A 17,554-nucleotide genomic window follows, 5' to 3' on the forward strand; every position below is an offset into this window, starting at 1 on the left:
CGTCGATCAGCTGAGCAGTGTACGTGGTCAGTCCGCCATCGAACGTACGATCGCGATGATGCGCAGAATCTCGATGTAGAGCCAGACCAGGGAGACCGTCAGACCGAAGGCTGCGGCCCAGCCGTACTTCTGTGCGACGCCGGCCTGCACACCCTCCTGGATGTTGGTGAAGTCCAGGACCAGCGAGTAGGTGGCCAGCAGAATGGCTAGAGCGCCGATGGCCAGACCCAGCCAGCCCTCACGCAGGCCGAACATGCCGCCGACGTCGGTGAAGATCATCAGGCCGAGGTTCATCAGGCTGAAGACCAGGTAGGCCATAGCTGCCACCATGAACATCTTGTTCAGCTTGGGGGTGGCACGGACCTTGCCGGACTTGAACAGGGCCAGCACTGTGCCGAAGACCGCCAGCGTGGCCAGCACGGCCTGCAGGGCGATGCCGGGGAACTGCATCTCCAGCACCATGGTGAGGGCGCCGAGCACCACGCCCTGGGTGAAGCTGTAGGCCAGGATCAGGCCGGGATTCGGCTCCTTCTTGAAGGCGTTGACGAAGCCCAGCACGATGCCGGCGATCAGAGCCGGAAGCATCAGAGGCATCATGGCTCCCGGGCTGAAGGCCCCCAGGGTCACGACCAGGCCGACGCCGACCAGCAGGACGGCGAAGGAGGTCACTGTCTTGCGGATGACATCGTCATAGGTCATCGGGGCGCCCTGAGATCCGGCGGCGTCCGGAAGACCGTACTGCTGCTCGAGCGGATCGGCACCACCGCGCTGGCCGGCAGTCTGTGCCTGGCCGGGCATGCCGTACTGCTGAGCGAAGGGCTGGCCCTGGGAGGGCTGCTGCTGCTCCCGCACACCCTGATCGTCCATGTAGAAGCGGCGACGGTCGCGCTTCTGCTCGTTGAACTGATCAGGGAACGCCTGAGAGTTGAAGATCGGGTTGGACATCGTGTGACCGTACTCCTTGTCGGGGCTGTTGAGAAGGCCTCGTACTGCGGAGTACCCACCGGATGGCGGATACAGCTCGCGTTTCTGCAGAGTCTAACGCCCACAGCAGGTGATCTATGCCGCAGAGGGGCCTCCGATCGCCCTGGGCGAGAAGAATTTACGAAACTGTGACGCGTCCGGGGCCGTAGACCGCACCCCGCTCGGCCGCGGAGACCGTTCCGTCGAAGACCTCCGCGACGTGCTCCCCTGCGACGGCTCGCATCTCGTCCAGCCCAAAGTGGCTGAGCACCAGATGCCCTGCCCCGGCTTGGGCTGCGGCCTCCCCGGCCATGCGGGCCGTCAGGTGCCCATGGCCGTCGGTGGCCTGCGGATCCGCCTTCAGATAAGTGGCCTCACAGATGAACACGTCCGCGTCCTGCGCGGCCTGCAGCAGACCCTCGCAATGGCCGGTGTCCCCGGAGAAGGCCACCACGGCCTCCTCAGCGACGGAGCTGAAGCGCAGACAGGCGGCGGGCACCGGGTGATGCGCCCGGTAGGAGCGCAGCTGCAGGCCCAGCTCCTCCCAGCCCTCCTCCGCGCTGCCGTCGAGACGGAGGCCGCGGACGTCCCAGGCTGCATGGGTCGGGCTCTCCATGCCCGGCAGGGTGTCGATCCCGAAGACGGCGTCGAAGGCGCGCAGCCGCGGGAGGTCCTCCTCCGGCAGGTACAGCGGGATCCGGGGCAGCCGCTCCGGGAAGGTCCAGCGGTAGGCGAATGCCATCAGGTCCAGGGAGTGGTCCGCGTGCAGGTGCGTCACCACGATGGCTCGGAGGTCGGAGAGGCTGTGCCGGGAGACGTACTCGGCCATCACCCCGGGACCCGCGTCCACCAAGACCATCCCGGCCTCAGTGCGCAGCAGGTAGCCCGAGGCCGGTCCTGCCGCACTGGGGGCCGTCGCGTTGCTCCCCAGGATCTCCACGGTCAGCGTCATCTACTTCTCCTCACCCACCAGCACGACGCCCTCGCGTCGGCTGATCGTCATGTGCACGTGCTCCCCCTTGGTGACGGGCAGCTCGGTCTGGACTGTGATGCTCCGGCCGTCCAGCTCCAGCTGAGCCAGAGTGGCCTCTCCGGTGAACTCCACCTGGCGGACCCTCGCCTCAGCACTGCCGGCCGGCAGTACCTCCGTGCCGGCGGCCGGCGTCAGAGTGACCGAGGTGGGCCTGACGAGCAGGCGGGCCTGCTGACCGACGGCGTCCGGCGTGACGTCGTCGAAGCTGGTGTAGGGGATGCGCCAGGATCCGCCGAGCGCCTCCACACCGTGCTCGGTGAGCGTGGCCTCGAACATGGCGGCATCACACAGGAAGTCGGCGACGAAGCCGTCGGCGGGACGATCCCACAGCTCCCGCGGACCCCCGGCTTGCACCAGGCGGCCCTCCCTCATCACCGCAACCGTGTCAGCCATGGCGAAGGCCTCATGACGGTCATGGGTGACGATCACGTTCACGCTCCGGGTGGCGTCCAGCAGCTCGATGAGCTGCCGCCGCATGCCGCTGCGCAGCTGCGGATCCAGGGCCGCCAGCGGCTCATCAAGCAGGAGGACGTCCGGGTCGATGGCCATGGCCCGTGCCAGGGCGACGCGCTGCCGCTGACCTCCGGAGAGGTGGGCAGGCTTGCGGTGCTCGAACCGCTCCAGCTCGGTGAAGGCCAGCAGCTCGTCCACACGACGCCGGCGGGCTTCCTTGTCCGCGCCCCTGGCCCGGAGCCCGTATTCGATGTTCCCGCGCACGCTCAGGTGGGGGAACAGCGCGTAGCTCTGCGGCACCAACCCGATGTTCCGGCGGGTGGCCGGGATGTCGGTCAGCTCTCGGCCGCCGAGCCGGATGCTCCCCTGCGAGGACCCGATCAGTCCGGCGATGGCGCGCAGCACGGTGCTCTTGCCACAGCCGGAGGGGCCGACGATCGCCAGAGTGGCGCCGGCGGGGACGTGGAGGTTCAGATCATGGACCGCACGTATGCCGTCGTAGTCGACGCACAGGCCCTCGATCACAAGTCCGGCGGAGGTCTCTTCGGTCACGGTGTGGGCCCTTTCTGGGATCGACTGGAGCGTTGGAAGAGCATGACGGCCAGCAGCACCGGCACGATGCACAGGATGAACAGCATGGTCTTCGCAGAGGCGAGCTCCAGCCGCTGGGTGGAGTAGGCGTCGAACAACGCGAAGGGGACCATCGGCGTCGCGGGCGGGTTGATGAAGAAGCTGATGTTGAACTCGCCGAAGGAGAGCGCAAAGGTCGTGATCACCGCCTGCGCCAGGGCGGCGGCGCTGACCGGTACCGTCACCGTGGCCAGCACCCGAGCAGAGGAGGACCCCAAGCTCAGGGCCACATCCTCGCAGGCACGCAGCTCCCGGTCGGCGAAGATCGGCACCAGGGCGGCCAGCGTGAAGGGCAGGGTCAGCAGCACATGCCCGGCGAAGAGCAGCAGCCCCGAGGGCCGAAGCTCAGGGTAGACCGTGATCAGCCCGATGCTCAGCGCAATGCCGGGCACCGCCAGAGGCAACGTGGCCAGGAAGGACACCGCATGCCTCAGGCCGGAGCCGCTGCGGGCGATCCACATGGCCAACGGCCCGCCGATCACCAGGTTGGCCGCCACCACTGCCGCCGCGACGACGGCGCTGCGCCCCAGCGTGGGACGGATCTGTTCCCAGGCAGTCGCCAACCATTCGCCGGTGAATCCGTCGCCCCAGAGCCCCTGGGCGGAGTTCACGCTGGTGGCCGCTGCGAAGGAGAGCAGCACCGGGAAGAGCACGAAGACCACACACAGGGTCACGGCGATACGGATGCCGACGGTGTTCATCGTCTGCTCCTCTCCAGGAGATGGGCCAGGGAGCGGGACAGCCCAAGTGTCCCTGCGGCCAGCAGGGCAAGCACGATGGCCAGGCCCGAGGCCGAGGCCACCTGGTAGTGGTTGGACAGCTCGTCGGCAACGGAGAGCGCCAGCAGCCGCTCCCCCTGCGAGAGCGTCGCGATGGTGCCGTAGCCGCCGATGGTGACCGCCGCGGCGGTGCCGAGAACCTCGACCACCGCGGGCAGGACGATCGGTAGGGAGACGGTGAAGAAGGTCCTCACCCTGGAGGCGCCCAGAGTGCGGGCGGTCTCCAGCAGGGAGTGGTCGAAGGAGGTCATCACGGCCCGCAACGGACCGATGACCCGAGGGAAGGAGAAGTAGATGTAGGCCGCGAAGATGCCCGGCAGAGCATAGGCCATCCCTCCGAAGGCCGGACCGGCCTGCGCGAACAACCCGGTCCGACCCAGCATGAGGATGGTGAAGAAGCCGACCACAATCCCGGGCAGGGCGATCGGCAGCGTGAAGATCACGTTGACCAGCACCGAGACCGGACGGTTCTGCTCATGCCGGGACATGGCCAGGGTCAGCGGGACCCCCACCACCAGCATGATGATCACCGAGCCGATGCCCACCAACGCAGAGTTCCACAGCTCGGTGCGCAGCCCGGGGTCGGCGAAGACCTGCAGGAGGTGTCCCAGCGTGAACCCCGGCTCCTCACCGCTCCCGGCGGCTCCGAGGCCCAGTGCGGTCAGCGTGAGGATGCCCAGCGGAACCGCTCCGAAGACCAGAAGCACCAGGATGCCGGGCAGCGCCGCCGGCAGAGAGGCGAAGCGGGCGTCCGGACTCCCTCTGAGCCCGCGCCGGCGACCGGCTCCCAGGGATCGTGGTGAGACCGTCACGGCTCAGCGCGCCTGCTGGTCATACATCTCGGTGAACTCCTCTTGGACCTCGCCCATCTGCGCGTAGTCCACGGTTTCTGCGCGCTCGTATTCCTCAGGCGGCAGCACCTGCCCTTCAAGCTCCTCCGGGAACTCGCCGCCGGCCGGGCGCATGAAGCCTTCGGAGAAGAGCCGTTGGCCGTCCTCGGAGAAATAGAAGTCCAGCAGGTTCTTCCCGTTGTTCGGCTGCGGAGCCTCGTTGACCAGGCCGACCACATAGGGGATCTCGAGGCTGCCTTCGGCAGGGATGACGACCTCGATGTTGCTGCCCTCCTCCTGAAGGTTATAGCCGTTGAAGTCGGCGTCGATCAGGATGGGGATCTCTCCCTGGGAGAGCGAGGCAGTGGCGGTCTGCGCCGGGGTCACGGCACCGTTCTCGGAGAGCTCCTCCAGGTAGTCCAGGCCGGGCTGCCAGTCGTCGAGGTCTCCGCCGAGAGCCAGATTGACCGCAGTGGCCACGGAGTAGCCCACGGCCGCCTGGGAGGGGTCCAGATAACCGACCATGCCCTCGTACTGCGGGTCGAGCAGATCCTCCCAGGACTCGGGGACGGGGACATCGCCCAGTGCATCGGTGTTGACCAGGAAGGCCACGGTCCCGGAGTGGACCGTGTGCCACAACTCGTCCTCGGATCTGCTGTCCTCGTCGAGGTCCTCGGTGCCGGCGGGGGTGTAGGACTGGAGGAGGTCGGCCTCCTCCAGCTGTCCGGCGAAGGCGATGCCCACATAGACGACGTCGGCCACCGGATTGGCGGCCTCGGTCTGGAGCGCGGAGAGAGCCTGGCCGGAGTTCTTCGGATCGTTGGGCGCCTCGATCCCGGAGGCGGCGGAGAACTCGGTGAGAACCTCGCCGAAGTTCGCCCACTCGGCGGGGCTGTTGTAGGTGATGACGGTGCTGCCGTCGGACTCGTGCTCCAGCTCTGCGGAGACCGAATCGTCCTCCCCTCCCCCGCATGCGGAAAGGAGCAGAAGGGCTGCGAAAGAGGTAGAGGCGACGGTTGCGGTTCTGACAGTGGTGGCTGGGCGGCGCATAGCTGTCTCCTGTGCGGTGATCAGAATGTCGGGTCGGAGCAGAAGGCTCCTGCGCAGTCGTCCTGCGCGAGTTCAAACGTTTCAGCACAGAGTGAAGAGAAAGCGAACGGCACGGGTCGCAGAGATGAAGCTTGCCCCGCAGGAGGGCGGCTCAGGCCAGATCGGCCACGGAGTCCCGCCGCCGCAGGGTCACCGGCAACACCAGGCGCTCCACCAGCTCCTCGCGGAGCAGGCGCAGGGCCTCAACCCCGATGCGGGCGCGGTCGAAGGCGACGGTGGTCAGCGCCGGTGCGAGCAGGGCCGACGTCGGGAGGTCGTCATGTCCGATGACGCTCACATCCCTCCCCACTCGCAGACCCAGACGGGCCGCCGCCCCATAGACGGCGACGGCGAGGTGATCGCTGTTCAGCAGATAACAAGGGTGCTCCGGGTGCGAAGAGTCCAGGACGCGCCTGCGCAGCTCCTCCACCACCAGCTCCTCCACCACCTCCGGCCGCAGAGCTGAGCGCAGGATCCGCCCGGTGAGGCGGCGTCGGCCGCACTCCTGCTGGAAGACCTTCTCCCGCACCGCATCTGCGGCCGCCTCGGCCGGAGCGGCGATGAAGTCGATCCTCCGGTGGCCGCGCTCCTGGAAATGGGCGAGGGCCTCACAGACCACCGCGACGTGGTCCGGATTGATGGTCGACAGGCCCTCCGGCGCGGCCGACTCCTCGTCTCCCATATCCAGGTTCAGCGCCACCACGCCGATCTGCGGATGAGTCTGCATCCACTCGCGCAGAGGCTCAGCCCCGCCGATGGGAGCGATCACGATGCCGCCCACACCCAGCTGGGCGAAATGGGCCAGCAGGTCCTGCTGCTCCTGCAGGTCGTACTGGGAGTTGGTGACCAGGACCGCACGCCCTTCGTCCCGGGCCTGCTCCTCCATCGCAGCCAGGCCGTCCAGAAAAAACGGGTTGCGGAGGTTCCTGATGATGACCCCGATGTCCACGCCCCGTCCGGTGCGCAGCATCCTGGCATGCCGGTTGCCGCGGTAGCCCAGCTCGTCGGCCACCTGCAGGATTCTGCCGCGGGTCTCCTCGGAGACCCGCCCGTTCCCGTTCAGGGCGTAGCTGACCAGAGAGACGGAGACGCCGGCCTGTGCGGCGACGTCGCGGAGCGAGGGGCGTGGCACAGGCCGCAGTCTATATGTGCCAGGTGTCCCGCTCTGTCAGGCACTGCCTTCGGCTTGATCGTGCCCCCACCGGGGTTCGAACCCGGACTGAACGGATTTTAAGTCCGCCGCCTCTGCCAGTTGGGCTATAGGGGCAGAAAGCGGGCCGCCCGGAGACGACCCGCTTCCCTGGATGTTCTGTGTATCAGCTCCCGCTGAGCGGACCTACTTGGCGGCCTTGTCCTTCTTCTTACCGCCGCCTGCGGCCTCCTCGAACTGTCGGCGCGGGGTCTCCAGATCCCGCAGAGCAGTGAAGTCGCGGCCGAAGAGCATCTCGTTGATCCACCCGCCGGCCACACGGACAGTGCGCTCCACAGTGGGAATCGCGTAGCCGTGGTAGCCGCGGTGAGCCAGCCATGCGGGAAAGCCCTTGAGCTTGATGCCCATGGGGTTGCCCACGCCCTTGTAGAGACCCAGGCCTGCGACGGCGCCGAGAGACTCGTGCTTGTACTCCTCGACTGTGCCCTCGCCATAGCGTGCCGCCAGCAGGTTCTTGACCAGCTGCTTGGTCTGACGCACGGCGTGCTGGGCGTTGGGGACGCAGAACCCGCCCGGCCCCTTGCCGGTGAGGTCCGGAGTCGCAGCGATGTCGCCGGCGGCCCAAGCCCCCTCGACAGCCTTGCCCTCGTCATCGGTGATCTGCAGAGTGACAGAGCCCTTGATGCGGCCGCGCTCGTCGACCGGGAAGCCGGAGGACTTGGCCACTGCATTGGCGGCCACGCCGGCGGTCCAGACCAGGGTGTCTGCCTCGAACCGGTCGATCTCGGACTTGTCCGCCATGTTGATCAGCTGCAGCTCGCCGTCGACGGCGGAGCCCAGGGAGGTGTTGAGCAGGACCTCGACGCCGCGGCTGCGCAGGTGCTCCACCACGCCCTCGGCCTGCTCCTCAGAGACCTCGGGCATGATCCGACCCATGGCCTCGACCATCACGATCCGCACATCCGACTGGCTCAGGCGCGGGTTGTGGTCAACCGCGGCACGGACGATGTCCTCCATCTCAGCGATGGCCTCGACGCCGGCGAATCCGCCGCCGACCACGGTGAAGCTCAGAGCACGGGACTTGGCCTTCTCGTCGGTCATCGTGGAGGCTGTCTCGATGCGCTCCAGGATGTGGTTGCGCAGGCTCAGCGCCTCTTCGATGGTCTTCAGACCGATGCCCTGCTCGGCCAGCCCTTCGATCGGGAAGGTGCGGGTGGTCGCACCGGCGGCCATGATGATGTCCTGGTAGGGAACCTCGACGCTCTCGACCTCGCCCTGCTCCGGGTCACCGATGCCGACCACGGCCACCTTGGCCTCAGGGTCCACAGAGGTGACCTTGCCGGTGAGGATCTCAGTGTCCTTCAGGTGCTTGCGGTGGTTGACCACAGCATGGCGCGCCTCGATGTGGCCACCGACGACCTCCGGCAGGAAGGGCTGGTAGGTCATGTACGGCAGCGGGTCCACCATGGTGACCACACCGCCTTCGGCCTTCACCTTCTTCTGCAGCAGCTTGGCTGCGGTCAGGCCGACGTAGCCGCCGCCGACGATCAGGACACGAGGTTTCTCTGAGAGCTTCTGCGAGATTGCCATGTGCGCCATCCTAATACAGACGGCCGCACCCCAACTCACCCCTTACGGCGTGAGCTCAGGTGCACGGCAGCCACGGCGATGACCGCGACGGCGAGCAGGCCTGCCACGCCCAGCACAGCGGGCCCGGCCCAGTCCTGGACGGTCTGTGCGTCGGCGGCCTGGGGACGCTCGCGCGGATCGCCCGCCGGCCCCGCCTCCACGCTGGAGCCTTCCGGGATGTCCTCGTGGCCGCCGGCGGCGTCATCATCGCGGCGGTGCACGCGGATCCACTCCTCGAGCGTGCCGTAGTCGCTCTCGTCGAACTCCGGGACGTCTTCACCGTTGACCGCCTGGTCCACGTTGAGCACACCGTGGCCGTATTCGGGGTCGATGCCGTCGTCCCCGTCCTCCGGATCGGCGGTCTCCACCAGACGGTGCATGACCTCCGGAGCGCTGAGGTCCGGGTGGGCGGCCATCACCAGGGCCGCGGCTCCGGAGACGATCGGCGCTGCGGCCGACGTGCCGTCCCACAGGTGGTAGCCGCCGTCGAGGTCACCGCCGGGGACGCGCTCACCGGCGGCCGCGATGTCCACCGCGATGCCCTGCGTGGAGGCGTCCTGGGAGATGTTTCGGTCCTCGTCCAGCCCGGCCACGGTCAGCACGCCGGGGATGGTGGCGGGCGCGCCGGCCGACATATGGCCGGAGCCGCGGTTTCCGGCCGAGGCGACCACCAGCACGTCGTTCTCCGCGGCGTGCAGGAAGGCTTCATCCCAGGACTCGGGCCACTCCTGGGTGCCCGAGCCGACGGACATGTTGATGATGTCGGCCCCATTGTCCACGGCCCAGACCACGGCCTCGGCGATCTGGTCATCAGCGTTGGGACCGTGCGGGTTGGAGTCGGCCAGCAGCAGGGAGGCGCTGAGGACATCGGCCTCCGGAGCCACTCCGATGAGCCCACCGGAGTCGTCGTCATCGCCGCCCTCATCGCTGGAATCGCCGTCGCCACCGGACTCCTCGTCCTCCTCATCGGCCGGGGCCGGTGCCTGCGACGCGACCGCGCCGGAGGTGGCCGGGGCGAGGCCCTCGGCGGTCAGGCCGGAGGCCCCCATCTGCTTGAGGCCGGAGGTCCCCATCTGCTCGAGGTCATCACGGATCTCCTCGCGCCAGTCCTCACCGTAGATGTCTTGGACGATGTCTTCCCAGTCGTCGCCGTAGATCTCCTGGAAGTCCTCCTCGAGCTCGTCGAGGACCTCCTCCCACTCCTCGTCACTGAGGTCTTCGTACTCGCCGGTGCCGCCCTCTCCGGGCGCCTCCTCGACCTCGTCGTCAGTGGGCTCATGGCCGCGTCCGGCCGCCAGCGAGGCGACAGAGGTGCCGTGCCATGCCGCCATCTGGTCCTCGACCGGTCCGCCGTCGCCGTCGCCGGCTCCCGAGATGTCGGTGCCGTCGACCACTGCGCCTTCCAGAGTGGGGTGGTCGCTGTCCACGCCGGTGTCCAGCACCGCGATGGTCACGTCCTCACCACGGGTGGTCTCCCAGGCGTCCTCGATCCCGTAGTCCTCGAGGTAGTACTGGGTGTCGCGCCAGGCATCGGCAGAGGCTTCCGGAGCGTTGACCACCGAGGGCGCCGAGGCCAGCGGAGTCAGCAGAGCCGCCGCTGCAGCCAGACCGGCGGTCTGCTTGATCTTTCCGTTCATCCTTCTCCCTTGCCCGCGGACAGCGCGATCCCGTCCAAGATGTCATGCTCCGACGCCGCTGCAGCGGTCACACGGCCGCTGGTCATCTCATGGATGTGTTCCAGTACTGTGCTCCAGATCAGCGCGCCCGAGCCGATCACGTCCACTCTGCCGGGGTGCATGAAGGGCAGCTGCGCGCGCTCATCCCGGGGGGCGTGCAGCAGGCTCAGCGACGCATTCCGGACATCATCGATGCTGAGCTCGGTGGAGTCAATGCGGTCGGGATCGTAGCTCTCCAGGCCCAGCGCGTGGGCGGTGATGGTGGTGACAGTCCCGGCGACGCCGACCACCGCCTCGGCCTGCTCCAGAGGGACGTGCCGGCCCACCTCCTCGAGGAACCGGCGGATCTCGGCCCGCGCTGCGGAGATCTCCTCCTGCGTGGGAGGGTCCGAATGCAGGTGGCGCTCGGTGAAGCGCACGCAGCCCATGTCGGTCGAGAGCGCCGGGCCGGCCTCTGCGCTGAGCCGTCCGGAGTCGTCGCGGGCGATGGTGCCCAGGACGAATTCGGTGGATCCTCCGCCGAGGTCCACCACGAGCACGCGACGACCCTCCAGATGTGTGGCCAGGGTGGCGGCCGCTCCGGAGAAGGAGAGCTCGGCCTCCTCGCTGCCCGGGATGACCTCAGGGACGACCGTATGCTCCTCGCTGCTGAGCCGCGCGGAGACGCCGGCGACGAACTCGTCGCGGTTCTCCACGTCGCGGGAGGCGGAGGTCGCCACGAAGCGGATGTTCTGGGCCGCCACACCGTGGTGCCGGATCAGCTCGGCGTAGCGGTCCACGGCGGCGAAGGTGCGCTGGAGGGCGGCGGCGGAGAACTCTCCGGTGCGGTCCACGCCCTCGCCCAGGCGGACCACTGTCATCTCGCGGACCACATCGGTCAGCACCCCGTCGACGACGTCGGCGATCAGCAGGCGGATGGAGTTGGTTCCGCAGTCGATGGCGGCAGTCCTCCGGGCCGCTGCCTGGGCAACACCTGCTTCAACCATCTGTGCTCTCCTGCTCCAGACGACGGACGTGGCGGCTGAGGTCGCGGGTGGGGATCTCTGCCTCGTGGTCCCAGGCGGTGGCACACGTGCACACCTGCGGGGCCCATTCCTCGGCGATCAGGTCCAGGCCCTCATCCCCCAGCGGCGTGATGCCCCGGCCTACGGCCAGAGAGTGGCCGACCAGCACGTGCAGGCATTTGACCCGCTCGGGGTAGCCTCCTGCGCTGATTCCCTCGATCTCCCAGACCGGCTCCAGCTGAGCGGCCTCGCGGATGCGCTCGCGCTCCTGCAGATAGTTCTCATGGGCCTGACGATGCCGTCCCGCCAGCTCCTCGTCCTCCTGCAGACGCTGTGACATCTCGGCCATGACCCCCTCGGCCTCCTGACGGGAGACCGCCGCCGTGATGGTGGGGTGGGTGAGGTAGAAGGTGGTGGGGAACGGGATCCCGTTGCTCAGCCGTGGTGCGGTGGCTGCGACCAGCGGGTTGCCGCAGCGGCAGCGGGCGGGGATCTCGACGACGTCGCGCACCGGTCGTCCCAGCTGCAGAGAGAGGGCGTCCAAGTCCTCCTGGGTGGGGGTGCGATCAGTCATGTGTCTCTCCTGCGCTGGGGTCTTGGGCGGCATCGGCGGTGTCCTGCGGGGCATCCTCAGCCGCTGGCTCCTCTGCGGGTTCATCGTCCGCGGGCTCATCCTCGGAGGCGGCTCGGACCAGCGAGTCCCACAGGGCGTCTCCCCAGGGCAGGTCGGTGCGGACCTCGCCGGGTTCATGGTGTTCGGGGATGTCGGAAGAGATCTCCGGCTCGCCGATCACGTGGTACTGCCGCTCCCCCGGCATGACCAGGTTGATGCGCTCACGGGCCTGCTGCCGCACGTAGTCGGGATCCTCCCAGCGGGCCAGGTCCGTCTCCAGCTCGGCCTGGAGCTCCTGCTCCTCGGCGATGTCGGCCTCCAGCTCGGAGATCTCGGCGCGCTGCTGGAAATAGGTGCGGACGGTGGGCACCAGGAAGGAGATGACCACCAGGGTGACCAGGGTCAGCACGATCAGTCGCCCGGAGAAGGTCCTCTCCGGGACCAGGGTCCTGCTGCTGGCAGGGGTCTTGGGCGCGGGCTTGGCCTGGACGGCAGGAGCCACCGCACTGCGCCTGGCCCGCTTGGCGGTGATGTCGGCAGGAGTCCTGATCTCGCCGGAGACCTGCTCACGCTCTTCGAACCTGCGGGCCTGCTTCTGCCGGGCACGAGAGGCGGCACGCTGCTCTTTCTTCGTGCTGCGGGACACAGGTCATCGCCTCCGGGGAAGGTAACGGGCTTGGAACTTCAGAGTAGACGAGCAGTCGCCGTCGTTCCCTGAGGAACACGCGTGTGCCCGAGACCGCCGCTTCAGGAGGTGCTGAGATCCCGGACGTAGATCAGGGCATCGAAGTCAGAATCGGCCAGCCCGTTGTCGGTCAGCTCGTCGATGACCTGCTTCAGCGGCCCCATGGAGTCGTCCACCTCCACAGTGACCGGGTAGCGGGCAGAGACCAGGGCCAACAGCGCGCGGGCGGCCGAGCCGGCCTGCTCCTCGTCCAGCTCCGGGTTCCACCCCAGCAGGACATCGGCCGGATCCTCCGTACGCTCAGCGGTGTAGCTGACCGCGAAGGCCAGGATCGGCTTGGCGCCCTGGGCCGAGACATCGCGCAGCACGACGGCGCCCGAGGCGCCGGTCTCGGGAGCAAGCAGCAGCTGCTGCGCCTTGCCCACCGTCATCTCCGCGCGGTCCCACTCGTGGACGGCGTTGTAGAACTCTGCGACCAGCTGGGACAGCTCCACCGAGCCGGTGGCCAGGTCCTCGAGGTCCAGCTGAGCCGCATCCAGGTCCGGCAGCTTCAGGGCTCCGGGCTGGACGGTGACGCGGCGGGAGCGCTGGACTTTCTGGAAGCCGTTGTCCTTCAGGAAGCACTGGGCGGCCGAGTGTTTGGCCACCCGGGCCTTGAGGTTCTGCGTGCCGCAGTTGGGCAGCTCGGCCTCGAGGATCTCGAGCAGCTGAGCGGCCACACCCCGGCGGCGGTGCTCAGGGGCGACCTCCGCGTAGAAGGAGAGCCGGTCCGGGTGCAGCGAGGAGCGGAAGATCGTGGCGGCGGCCACCGGGACGCCTTCATGCTCGGCGACGATGCAGCGTGACCAGGGCTCGTTGGACGAAGGACGCAGCAGGCCGCGGTCGGCATGATGCATCGGGTTCTCCGGGTCTCCCCAGACTTCGAGGAGCCTGAGGTCATCGCCCTCTGCCCAGGGGCGGACGGTCAGTCCGGAATCGAGGGCGAGGCGGGAGGATGTCTCCTCGGGCGTGGTGCTCATCGCGGGTCCTTTGGGTGCGACAGTTCTCTAACAGCTCAGCGAGTCTAAACCTGTGCGTAACATGACGCAAAGCGTTCGCCGCTCGCGCTGTGCCGGCGCTGAACCCCGGCACAGCGGGCTCGTTCGGCGATCACCCGGTACAGCCGCTCCGCGCCGCCCGGGCCCCTGTCTCGCCTCTGTCAGCCTCAGCCCAGAAGCCGGGCCGCCAAGTAGCTCTGCACCTGATCCAGGGCCACACGTTCCTGGGTCATCTCGTCGCGGTCGCGGATGGTCACCGCCTGGTCCTCGAGGGTGTCGAAGTCCACGGTGATGCAGAACGGGGTGCCGATCTCGTCCTGGCGGCGGTAGCGGCGGCCGATGGCACCGGCGTCGTCGTAGTCGATGTTCCAGTGCTTGCGCAGCTGATCCGCCAGCCGCTGCGACGGCTCAGCCAGCTCCGCCTTCTTCGACAGCGGCAGCACGGCCGCCTTGACCGGTGCCAGCTTGGGGTGGAGCTTCAGCACGGTGCGGGTGTCCACGCCGCCCTTGGCGTTGGGGGCCTCATCCTCGGTGTAGGAGTCGATGAGGAAGGCCATCATCGCGCGGGTCAGACCGAAGGAGGGCTCGATGACGTAGGGCGTGTAGTGCTCTTCGGTCTTCGGGTCGAAGTACTGCAGCTTCGCGCCGGAGGCCTCCATGTGGGAGCCCAGGTCGTAGTCGGTGCGGTTGGCGATGCCCATCAGCTCGCCCCACTCGGAGCCTTGGAAGTCGAAGCGGTACTCCAGGTCGATGGTGGCGGCCGAGTAGTGGGCGCGCTCCTCCTCCGGGACATCAAACTTGCGCAGGTGGTCCGGGTTCAGGCCCAGATCGGTGAACCAGGTGTAGCAGGCCTCCACCCAGTGATCGAACCACTGGGCGGCCTCCTCGGGGTGGGTGAAGTACTCGATCTCCATCTGTTCGAACTCGCGGGTCCGGAAGATGAAGTTGCCGGGGGTGATCTCGTTGCGGAACGCCTTACCGATCTGGCCGATGCCGAAGGGCGGCTTCTGACGCGCGGAGGTCACCACGTTGGAGAAGTTCACGAAGATGCCCTGAGCGGTCTCCGGGCGCATGTAGTGCAGGCCCTTCTCATCGTCCACCGGTCCCAGATAGGTCTTCATCAGCCCGGAGAACTGCTGAGGCTCGGTCCAGGAGCCGCGGGTGCCGCAGTCGGGGCAGACGATCTCTTCCATACCGGATGGCGCGCGACCCTTCTTCTCCTCGAACGCCTCCTCCAGGTGATCCTGGCGGTGACGCCGGTGGCACTGGGTGCACTCGACCAGCGGGTCGGAGAAGGTCTTGACGTGGCCGGAGGCGTGCCAGACCTGCTGGGGAAGGATGATCGCAGAATCCAGGCCGACCATATCGCCGCGGCCGCGCACGAAGGACTGCCACCACTCAGACTTGATGTTCTCCTTGAGCTCGGTGCCCAGCGGGCCGTAGTCCCAGGCCGACCGCGATCCCCCGTAGATCTCACCGGACTGGAAGACGAAGCCGCGGCGCTTCGCCAGGGCGATCACTTTGTCGAGTGCGGTCTCTTTGGCCATAGGGCGGTGCTCCAAGGTGACGGTATGCGGTGGTCTTCGAATCCTGCGGCGCCGAGGTTCCCGACGCCGCAGGCAAGCTTACCGCCCAGCGCGCCTCATGTCCGGCAGAGAGGCGATGAGAACGGCCACCAGAGTCAGCGCTGTGCCCAACACCGTCGCCGTGGTGACCAGACTTCCGGGCGCCGGGACCACCAGGTCCAGCAGCAGTGAGCCGATCAGCTGACCTGCGATCATGCCCATCGCAGCCAGCAGGACGCCCACACGGGTGACCAACAGAGCACCGAGGACGATGAACACGATGCCCAACGGCCCACCCAGATAGTGCCACCAGGTGGTCGAGAGCTGAGGAACACCGAGACCACCTTGGAGCAGCGAGACGGTCACCCACGTGAGCAGAAGCACAGCACTGCCGGAGGCGAAGTTGAAGAAGGCACCCGGCAGAGCACTGCCATATGCAGCCGACTGCCTGCCGTTCAGAGCCTGCTGGCCGGCCTGCAGGAAGCCGCCGGAGAAGGGCAGCAGCACCAGAAGCAGCCACGCCAGGCCACGGTCAGCCACCGTCAGCTGCGGAGAGACGCCCCATATGACGGCACAGACCGTCAGCAGAGCTCCGACGCAACGCATCAGCGTGATCTGGCGACGACCGCCGGGGCCGAGCCCGATCCGGTCCCAGAGAAGCCCACCGATCGTCTGGCCGGTCACCACAACCACAGTGAACACCGCGACGCCGATCATCCCGATGGTCAGGGTCTGCGCCAGCACGAAATAACCACCCACAGCGCCGGCGAGCAGGTACCACCAGCGGACTTCGCCCCGCCGGAAGGCCGGAGGCACCTGCCGCATAGCCCTCCGACCGGGAGCCGTGAGAAAGACGATCACGGCCAGGACCAGCAGACCCACGAAGAAGCTGATGAAAGCCGCGAGGTAGGCGTCGCCGACCGTGGAAGAGAGCTCAGCGTTCACGCGCCCCTGCGCGGGGATGGCGATCCCCGACAGGATCATGAACAGGAACATCCCCGCCCAGAAGAGCGGGGATCGTTGCGGCTGAGCAGGGGCTGCGGCGTTCATGGGCATCACCTTAGCTCCGCCGGACTCGGGCATCGGCACTGATGTCCATATGGCGGACCGGATATCCGCGTGGGTCAGGCCCTGTCCTCGGCCGGATTCTCTGCAAGACTGAAGGGGTGAGTGCAGACGAGACGCTTGAGGTCCCCATCCGTGACGAGTCCATCCGTCTGGGCCAGCTGCTGAAGCTGGCCGGCGTCGTGGAGAACGGCGCCCTGGCCCGCGAGGTGATCGAGGCGGGCGCGGTGAACGTCGGCGGAGAGGTTGAGAACCGGCGCGGCCGCCAGGTCGCTCCGGGGGAGACGGTGCTCTTCGACGGCGAGGAGTTCGGCCTCCCCGCCGTGGAGCTCACCCCCGTCCAGGAGTGAGGTCCGGACCCTTTTCCCGCGGGTGATCGATAAAATCCATGCTGAGGGCCGACACGCCGATGTTTGAGGCCGAAAGGTGGGTTTCATTGATCACCCACGGTGAGGGCGACAGTTCAGGAGGAGAGAGATGGGCACTCTGATCACCCCGGATGAGCTGCGCGAGCTGGTGGACAGCGGCGCTCCCCCGAAGGTCCTCGACGTCCGGTGGAGGCTGGACCGCCCCGACGGCCATGAGGACTACGTGTCAGCCCATATCCCCGGGGCCGTCTATGTGGACCTGGAGCGCGAGCTGGCCGAGCCCGGTCAGACCGCCACAGCCGGACGGCACCCTCTGCCCAGCACGGAGACCCTCCAGCAGGCCGCGCGCCGCTGGGGTCTGCACCCGGGCGACACGGTGGTCGTCTACGACGACATCAAGTCCACCTCGGCCACCCGCGCCTGGTGGCTGCTGCGCCATGGCGGCGTCGAGGATGTGCGCGTGTTGGACGGCTCGCTGCGCGGATGGACCGACGCCGGCCACCCCACTGAATCAGGTGAGGTCACCCCGACGCCGGGCACCGTCACCCTGGATCTGAGCGGCCTGCCCGCGCTGGGCATCGAGGAGGTCGAGGCGTTCACCGAGTACGGCACGCTGCTGGATGTGCGCGCCTACAACCGCTACACCGGTGAGCATGAGCCCTATGACCCGCGGGCCGGACACATCCCCGGGGCGATCAATGCCCCGACCCCGCAGAATGTGGACGAACAGGGCCGCTTCCTGGATCCGCAGCTGCTGCGCGAGAGGTTCCTGGCCCTGGGCGTGGACCCGGAGAAGCCGGTGGCCAGCTACTGCGGCTCGGGCATCCACGGCACCCACAACTCACTGGCCCTGGAGCTGGCCGGGTTCGAGACAGTCCTCTACCCCGGCTCCTTCAGCGAATGGTCCAACAACCCCGAGCGGCCCGTGGCCACCGGAGACCAGCCCTGAGCTGAGCCTGAGAGCTCAGCCGCGGCGGAGCCGCAG

At 67.8% G+C, this 17,554-nt stretch carries 17 protein-coding genes and 1 tRNA gene; 2 read left to right on the top strand and 16 right to left on the bottom strand.

The window, feature by feature from the left end; genetic code table 11:
* Positions 1-27: 27 nt before the first annotated feature.
* The 16 genes from JOF45_RS08815 to JOF45_RS08890 form a co-directional block, all read right to left on the bottom strand.
* Positions 28-945, bottom strand: coding sequence for a Bax inhibitor-1/YccA family protein (locus tag JOF45_RS08815; RefSeq protein ID WP_210049146.1), 918 nt, complete (start codon positions 943-945; stop codon positions 28-30).
* 157 nt (positions 946-1,102) lie between these two features.
* The gene (locus JOF45_RS08820) at positions 1,103-1,915 is read right to left on the bottom strand and encodes an MBL fold metallo-hydrolase (protein WP_210049147.1); all 813 of its coding nucleotides are present in this window, start codon (positions 1,913-1,915) and stop codon (positions 1,103-1,105) included.
* A complete protein-coding gene (locus JOF45_RS08825) occupies positions 1,916-3,001 on the bottom strand; it encodes an ABC transporter ATP-binding protein (RefSeq protein WP_210049148.1) in 1,086 nt (361 codons plus the stop codon). It abuts the gene before it with no gap.
* Positions 2,998-3,780, bottom strand: a complete 783-nt coding sequence (locus tag JOF45_RS08830; RefSeq protein ID WP_210049149.1) for an ABC transporter permease — start codon at positions 3,778-3,780, stop codon at positions 2,998-3,000. The genes JOF45_RS08825 and JOF45_RS08830 overlap by 4 nt, the downstream gene beginning before the upstream one ends.
* A complete protein-coding gene (locus tag JOF45_RS13320) occupies positions 3,777-4,670 on the bottom strand; it encodes an ABC transporter permease (RefSeq protein WP_210049150.1) in 894 nt (297 codons plus the stop codon). The genes JOF45_RS08830 and JOF45_RS13320 overlap by 4 nt, the downstream gene beginning before the upstream one ends.
* 3 nt (positions 4,671-4,673) lie before the next feature.
* Positions 4,674-5,738, bottom strand: coding sequence for an extracellular solute-binding protein (locus JOF45_RS08840; protein ID WP_210049151.1), 1,065 nt, complete (start codon positions 5,736-5,738; stop codon positions 4,674-4,676).
* A 151-nt stretch (positions 5,739-5,889) separates the two neighbouring features.
* Positions 5,890-6,909: a LacI family DNA-binding transcriptional regulator gene (locus JOF45_RS08845; protein WP_210049152.1), complete on the bottom strand. Its 1,020-nt coding sequence runs from the start codon at positions 6,907-6,909 to the stop codon at positions 5,890-5,892.
* Positions 6,910-6,970: 61 nt separating this feature from the next.
* Positions 6,971-7,044 (bottom strand) — tRNA-Leu (locus JOF45_RS08850).
* Positions 7,045-7,113: 69 nt separating this feature from the next.
* Positions 7,114-8,517 carry an NAD(P)/FAD-dependent oxidoreductase gene (locus tag JOF45_RS08855; protein WP_210049153.1) on the bottom strand — a complete coding sequence of 468 codons (1,404 nt, stop codon included), beginning with the start codon at positions 8,515-8,517 and terminating at the stop codon, positions 7,114-7,116.
* A gap of 35 nt (positions 8,518-8,552) precedes the next feature.
* A complete protein-coding gene (locus tag JOF45_RS08860; protein WP_210049154.1) occupies positions 8,553-10,193 on the bottom strand; it encodes a S8 family peptidase in 1,641 nt (546 codons plus the stop codon).
* A complete protein-coding gene (locus tag JOF45_RS08865) occupies positions 10,190-11,218 on the bottom strand; it encodes a Ppx/GppA phosphatase family protein (RefSeq protein ID WP_210049155.1) in 1,029 nt (342 codons plus the stop codon). The genes JOF45_RS08860 and JOF45_RS08865 overlap by 4 nt, the downstream gene beginning before the upstream one ends.
* The gene (locus tag JOF45_RS08870; protein ID WP_210049156.1) at positions 11,211-11,810 is read right to left on the bottom strand and encodes a DUF501 domain-containing protein; all 600 of its coding nucleotides are present in this window, start codon (positions 11,808-11,810) and stop codon (positions 11,211-11,213) included. The genes JOF45_RS08865 and JOF45_RS08870 overlap by 8 nt, the downstream gene beginning before the upstream one ends.
* Positions 11,803-12,495, bottom strand: coding sequence for an FtsB family cell division protein (locus tag JOF45_RS13630; protein ID WP_210049157.1), 693 nt, complete (start codon positions 12,493-12,495; stop codon positions 11,803-11,805). The genes JOF45_RS08870 and JOF45_RS13630 overlap by 8 nt, the downstream gene beginning before the upstream one ends.
* Before the next feature lie 101 nt (positions 12,496-12,596).
* A complete protein-coding gene (locus tag JOF45_RS08880) occupies positions 12,597-13,553 on the bottom strand; it encodes a GNAT family N-acetyltransferase (protein WP_210049158.1) in 957 nt (318 codons plus the stop codon).
* Between the two features lie 185 nt (positions 13,554-13,738).
* Positions 13,739-15,118 carry a glycine--tRNA ligase gene (locus JOF45_RS08885; protein WP_210049159.1) on the bottom strand — a complete coding sequence of 460 codons (1,380 nt, stop codon included), beginning with the start codon at positions 15,116-15,118 and terminating at the stop codon, positions 13,739-13,741.
* 78 nt (positions 15,119-15,196) lie between these two features.
* Positions 15,197-16,186, bottom strand: coding sequence for a DMT family transporter (locus JOF45_RS08890; protein WP_245324187.1), 990 nt, complete (start codon positions 16,184-16,186; stop codon positions 15,197-15,199).
* Positions 16,187-16,302: 116 nt separating this feature from the next.
* On the opposite strand from JOF45_RS08890, the gene JOF45_RS13330 reads away from it, so the two are divergent.
* Positions 16,303-16,551: an RNA-binding S4 domain-containing protein gene (locus JOF45_RS13330; RefSeq protein ID WP_342591447.1), complete on the top strand. Its 249-nt coding sequence runs from the start codon at positions 16,303-16,305 to the stop codon at positions 16,549-16,551.
* Between the two features lie 127 nt (positions 16,552-16,678).
* Positions 16,679-17,518, top strand: a complete 840-nt coding sequence (locus JOF45_RS08900; protein WP_210049163.1) for a sulfurtransferase — start codon at positions 16,679-16,681, stop codon at positions 17,516-17,518.
* Positions 17,519-17,554 lie beyond the last annotated feature (36 nt).

The sequence above is a fragment of the Nesterenkonia lacusekhoensis genome (genome assembly GCF_017876395.1).
In the GTDB taxonomy this organism is placed as follows: Bacteria; Actinomycetota; Actinomycetes; order Actinomycetales; family Micrococcaceae; genus Nesterenkonia; species Nesterenkonia lacusekhoensis.

Bases quoted from the DNA above. Each gene is read 5' to 3' on its own strand.
- JOF45_RS08870 (WP_210049156.1), bottom strand. From the start codon at position 11,810: ATGACTGATCGCACCCCCACCCAGGAGGACTTGGACGCCCTCTCTCTG.
- JOF45_RS08900 (WP_210049163.1), top strand. From the start codon at position 16,679: ATGGGCACTCTGATCACCCCGGATGAGCTGCGCGAGCTGGTGGACAGC.
- JOF45_RS08880 (WP_210049158.1), bottom strand. From the start codon at position 13,553: ATGAGCACCACGCCCGAGGAGACATCCTCCCGCCTCGCCCTCGATTCC.
- JOF45_RS08815 (WP_210049146.1), bottom strand. From the start codon at position 945: ATGTCCAACCCGATCTTCAACTCTCAGGCGTTCCCTGATCAGTTCAAC.
- JOF45_RS08855 (WP_210049153.1), bottom strand. From the start codon at position 8,517: ATGGCAATCTCGCAGAAGCTCTCAGAGAAACCTCGTGTCCTGATCGTC.
- JOF45_RS08820 (WP_210049147.1), bottom strand. From the start codon at position 1,915: ATGACGCTGACCGTGGAGATCCTGGGGAGCAACGCGACGGCCCCCAGT.
- JOF45_RS08860 (WP_210049154.1), bottom strand. From the start codon at position 10,193: ATGAACGGAAAGATCAAGCAGACCGCCGGTCTGGCTGCAGCGGCGGCT.
- JOF45_RS08865 (WP_210049155.1), bottom strand. From the start codon at position 11,218: ATGGTTGAAGCAGGTGTTGCCCAGGCAGCGGCCCGGAGGACTGCCGCC.
- JOF45_RS08885 (WP_210049159.1), bottom strand. From the start codon at position 15,118: ATGGCCAAAGAGACCGCACTCGACAAAGTGATCGCCCTGGCGAAGCGC.
- JOF45_RS08890 (WP_245324187.1), bottom strand. From the start codon at position 16,186: ATGAACGCCGCAGCCCCTGCTCAGCCGCAACGATCCCCGCTCTTCTGG.
- JOF45_RS08840 (WP_210049151.1), bottom strand. From the start codon at position 5,738: ATGCGCCGCCCAGCCACCACTGTCAGAACCGCAACCGTCGCCTCTACC.
- JOF45_RS08830 (WP_210049149.1), bottom strand. From the start codon at position 3,780: ATGAACACCGTCGGCATCCGTATCGCCGTGACCCTGTGTGTGGTCTTC.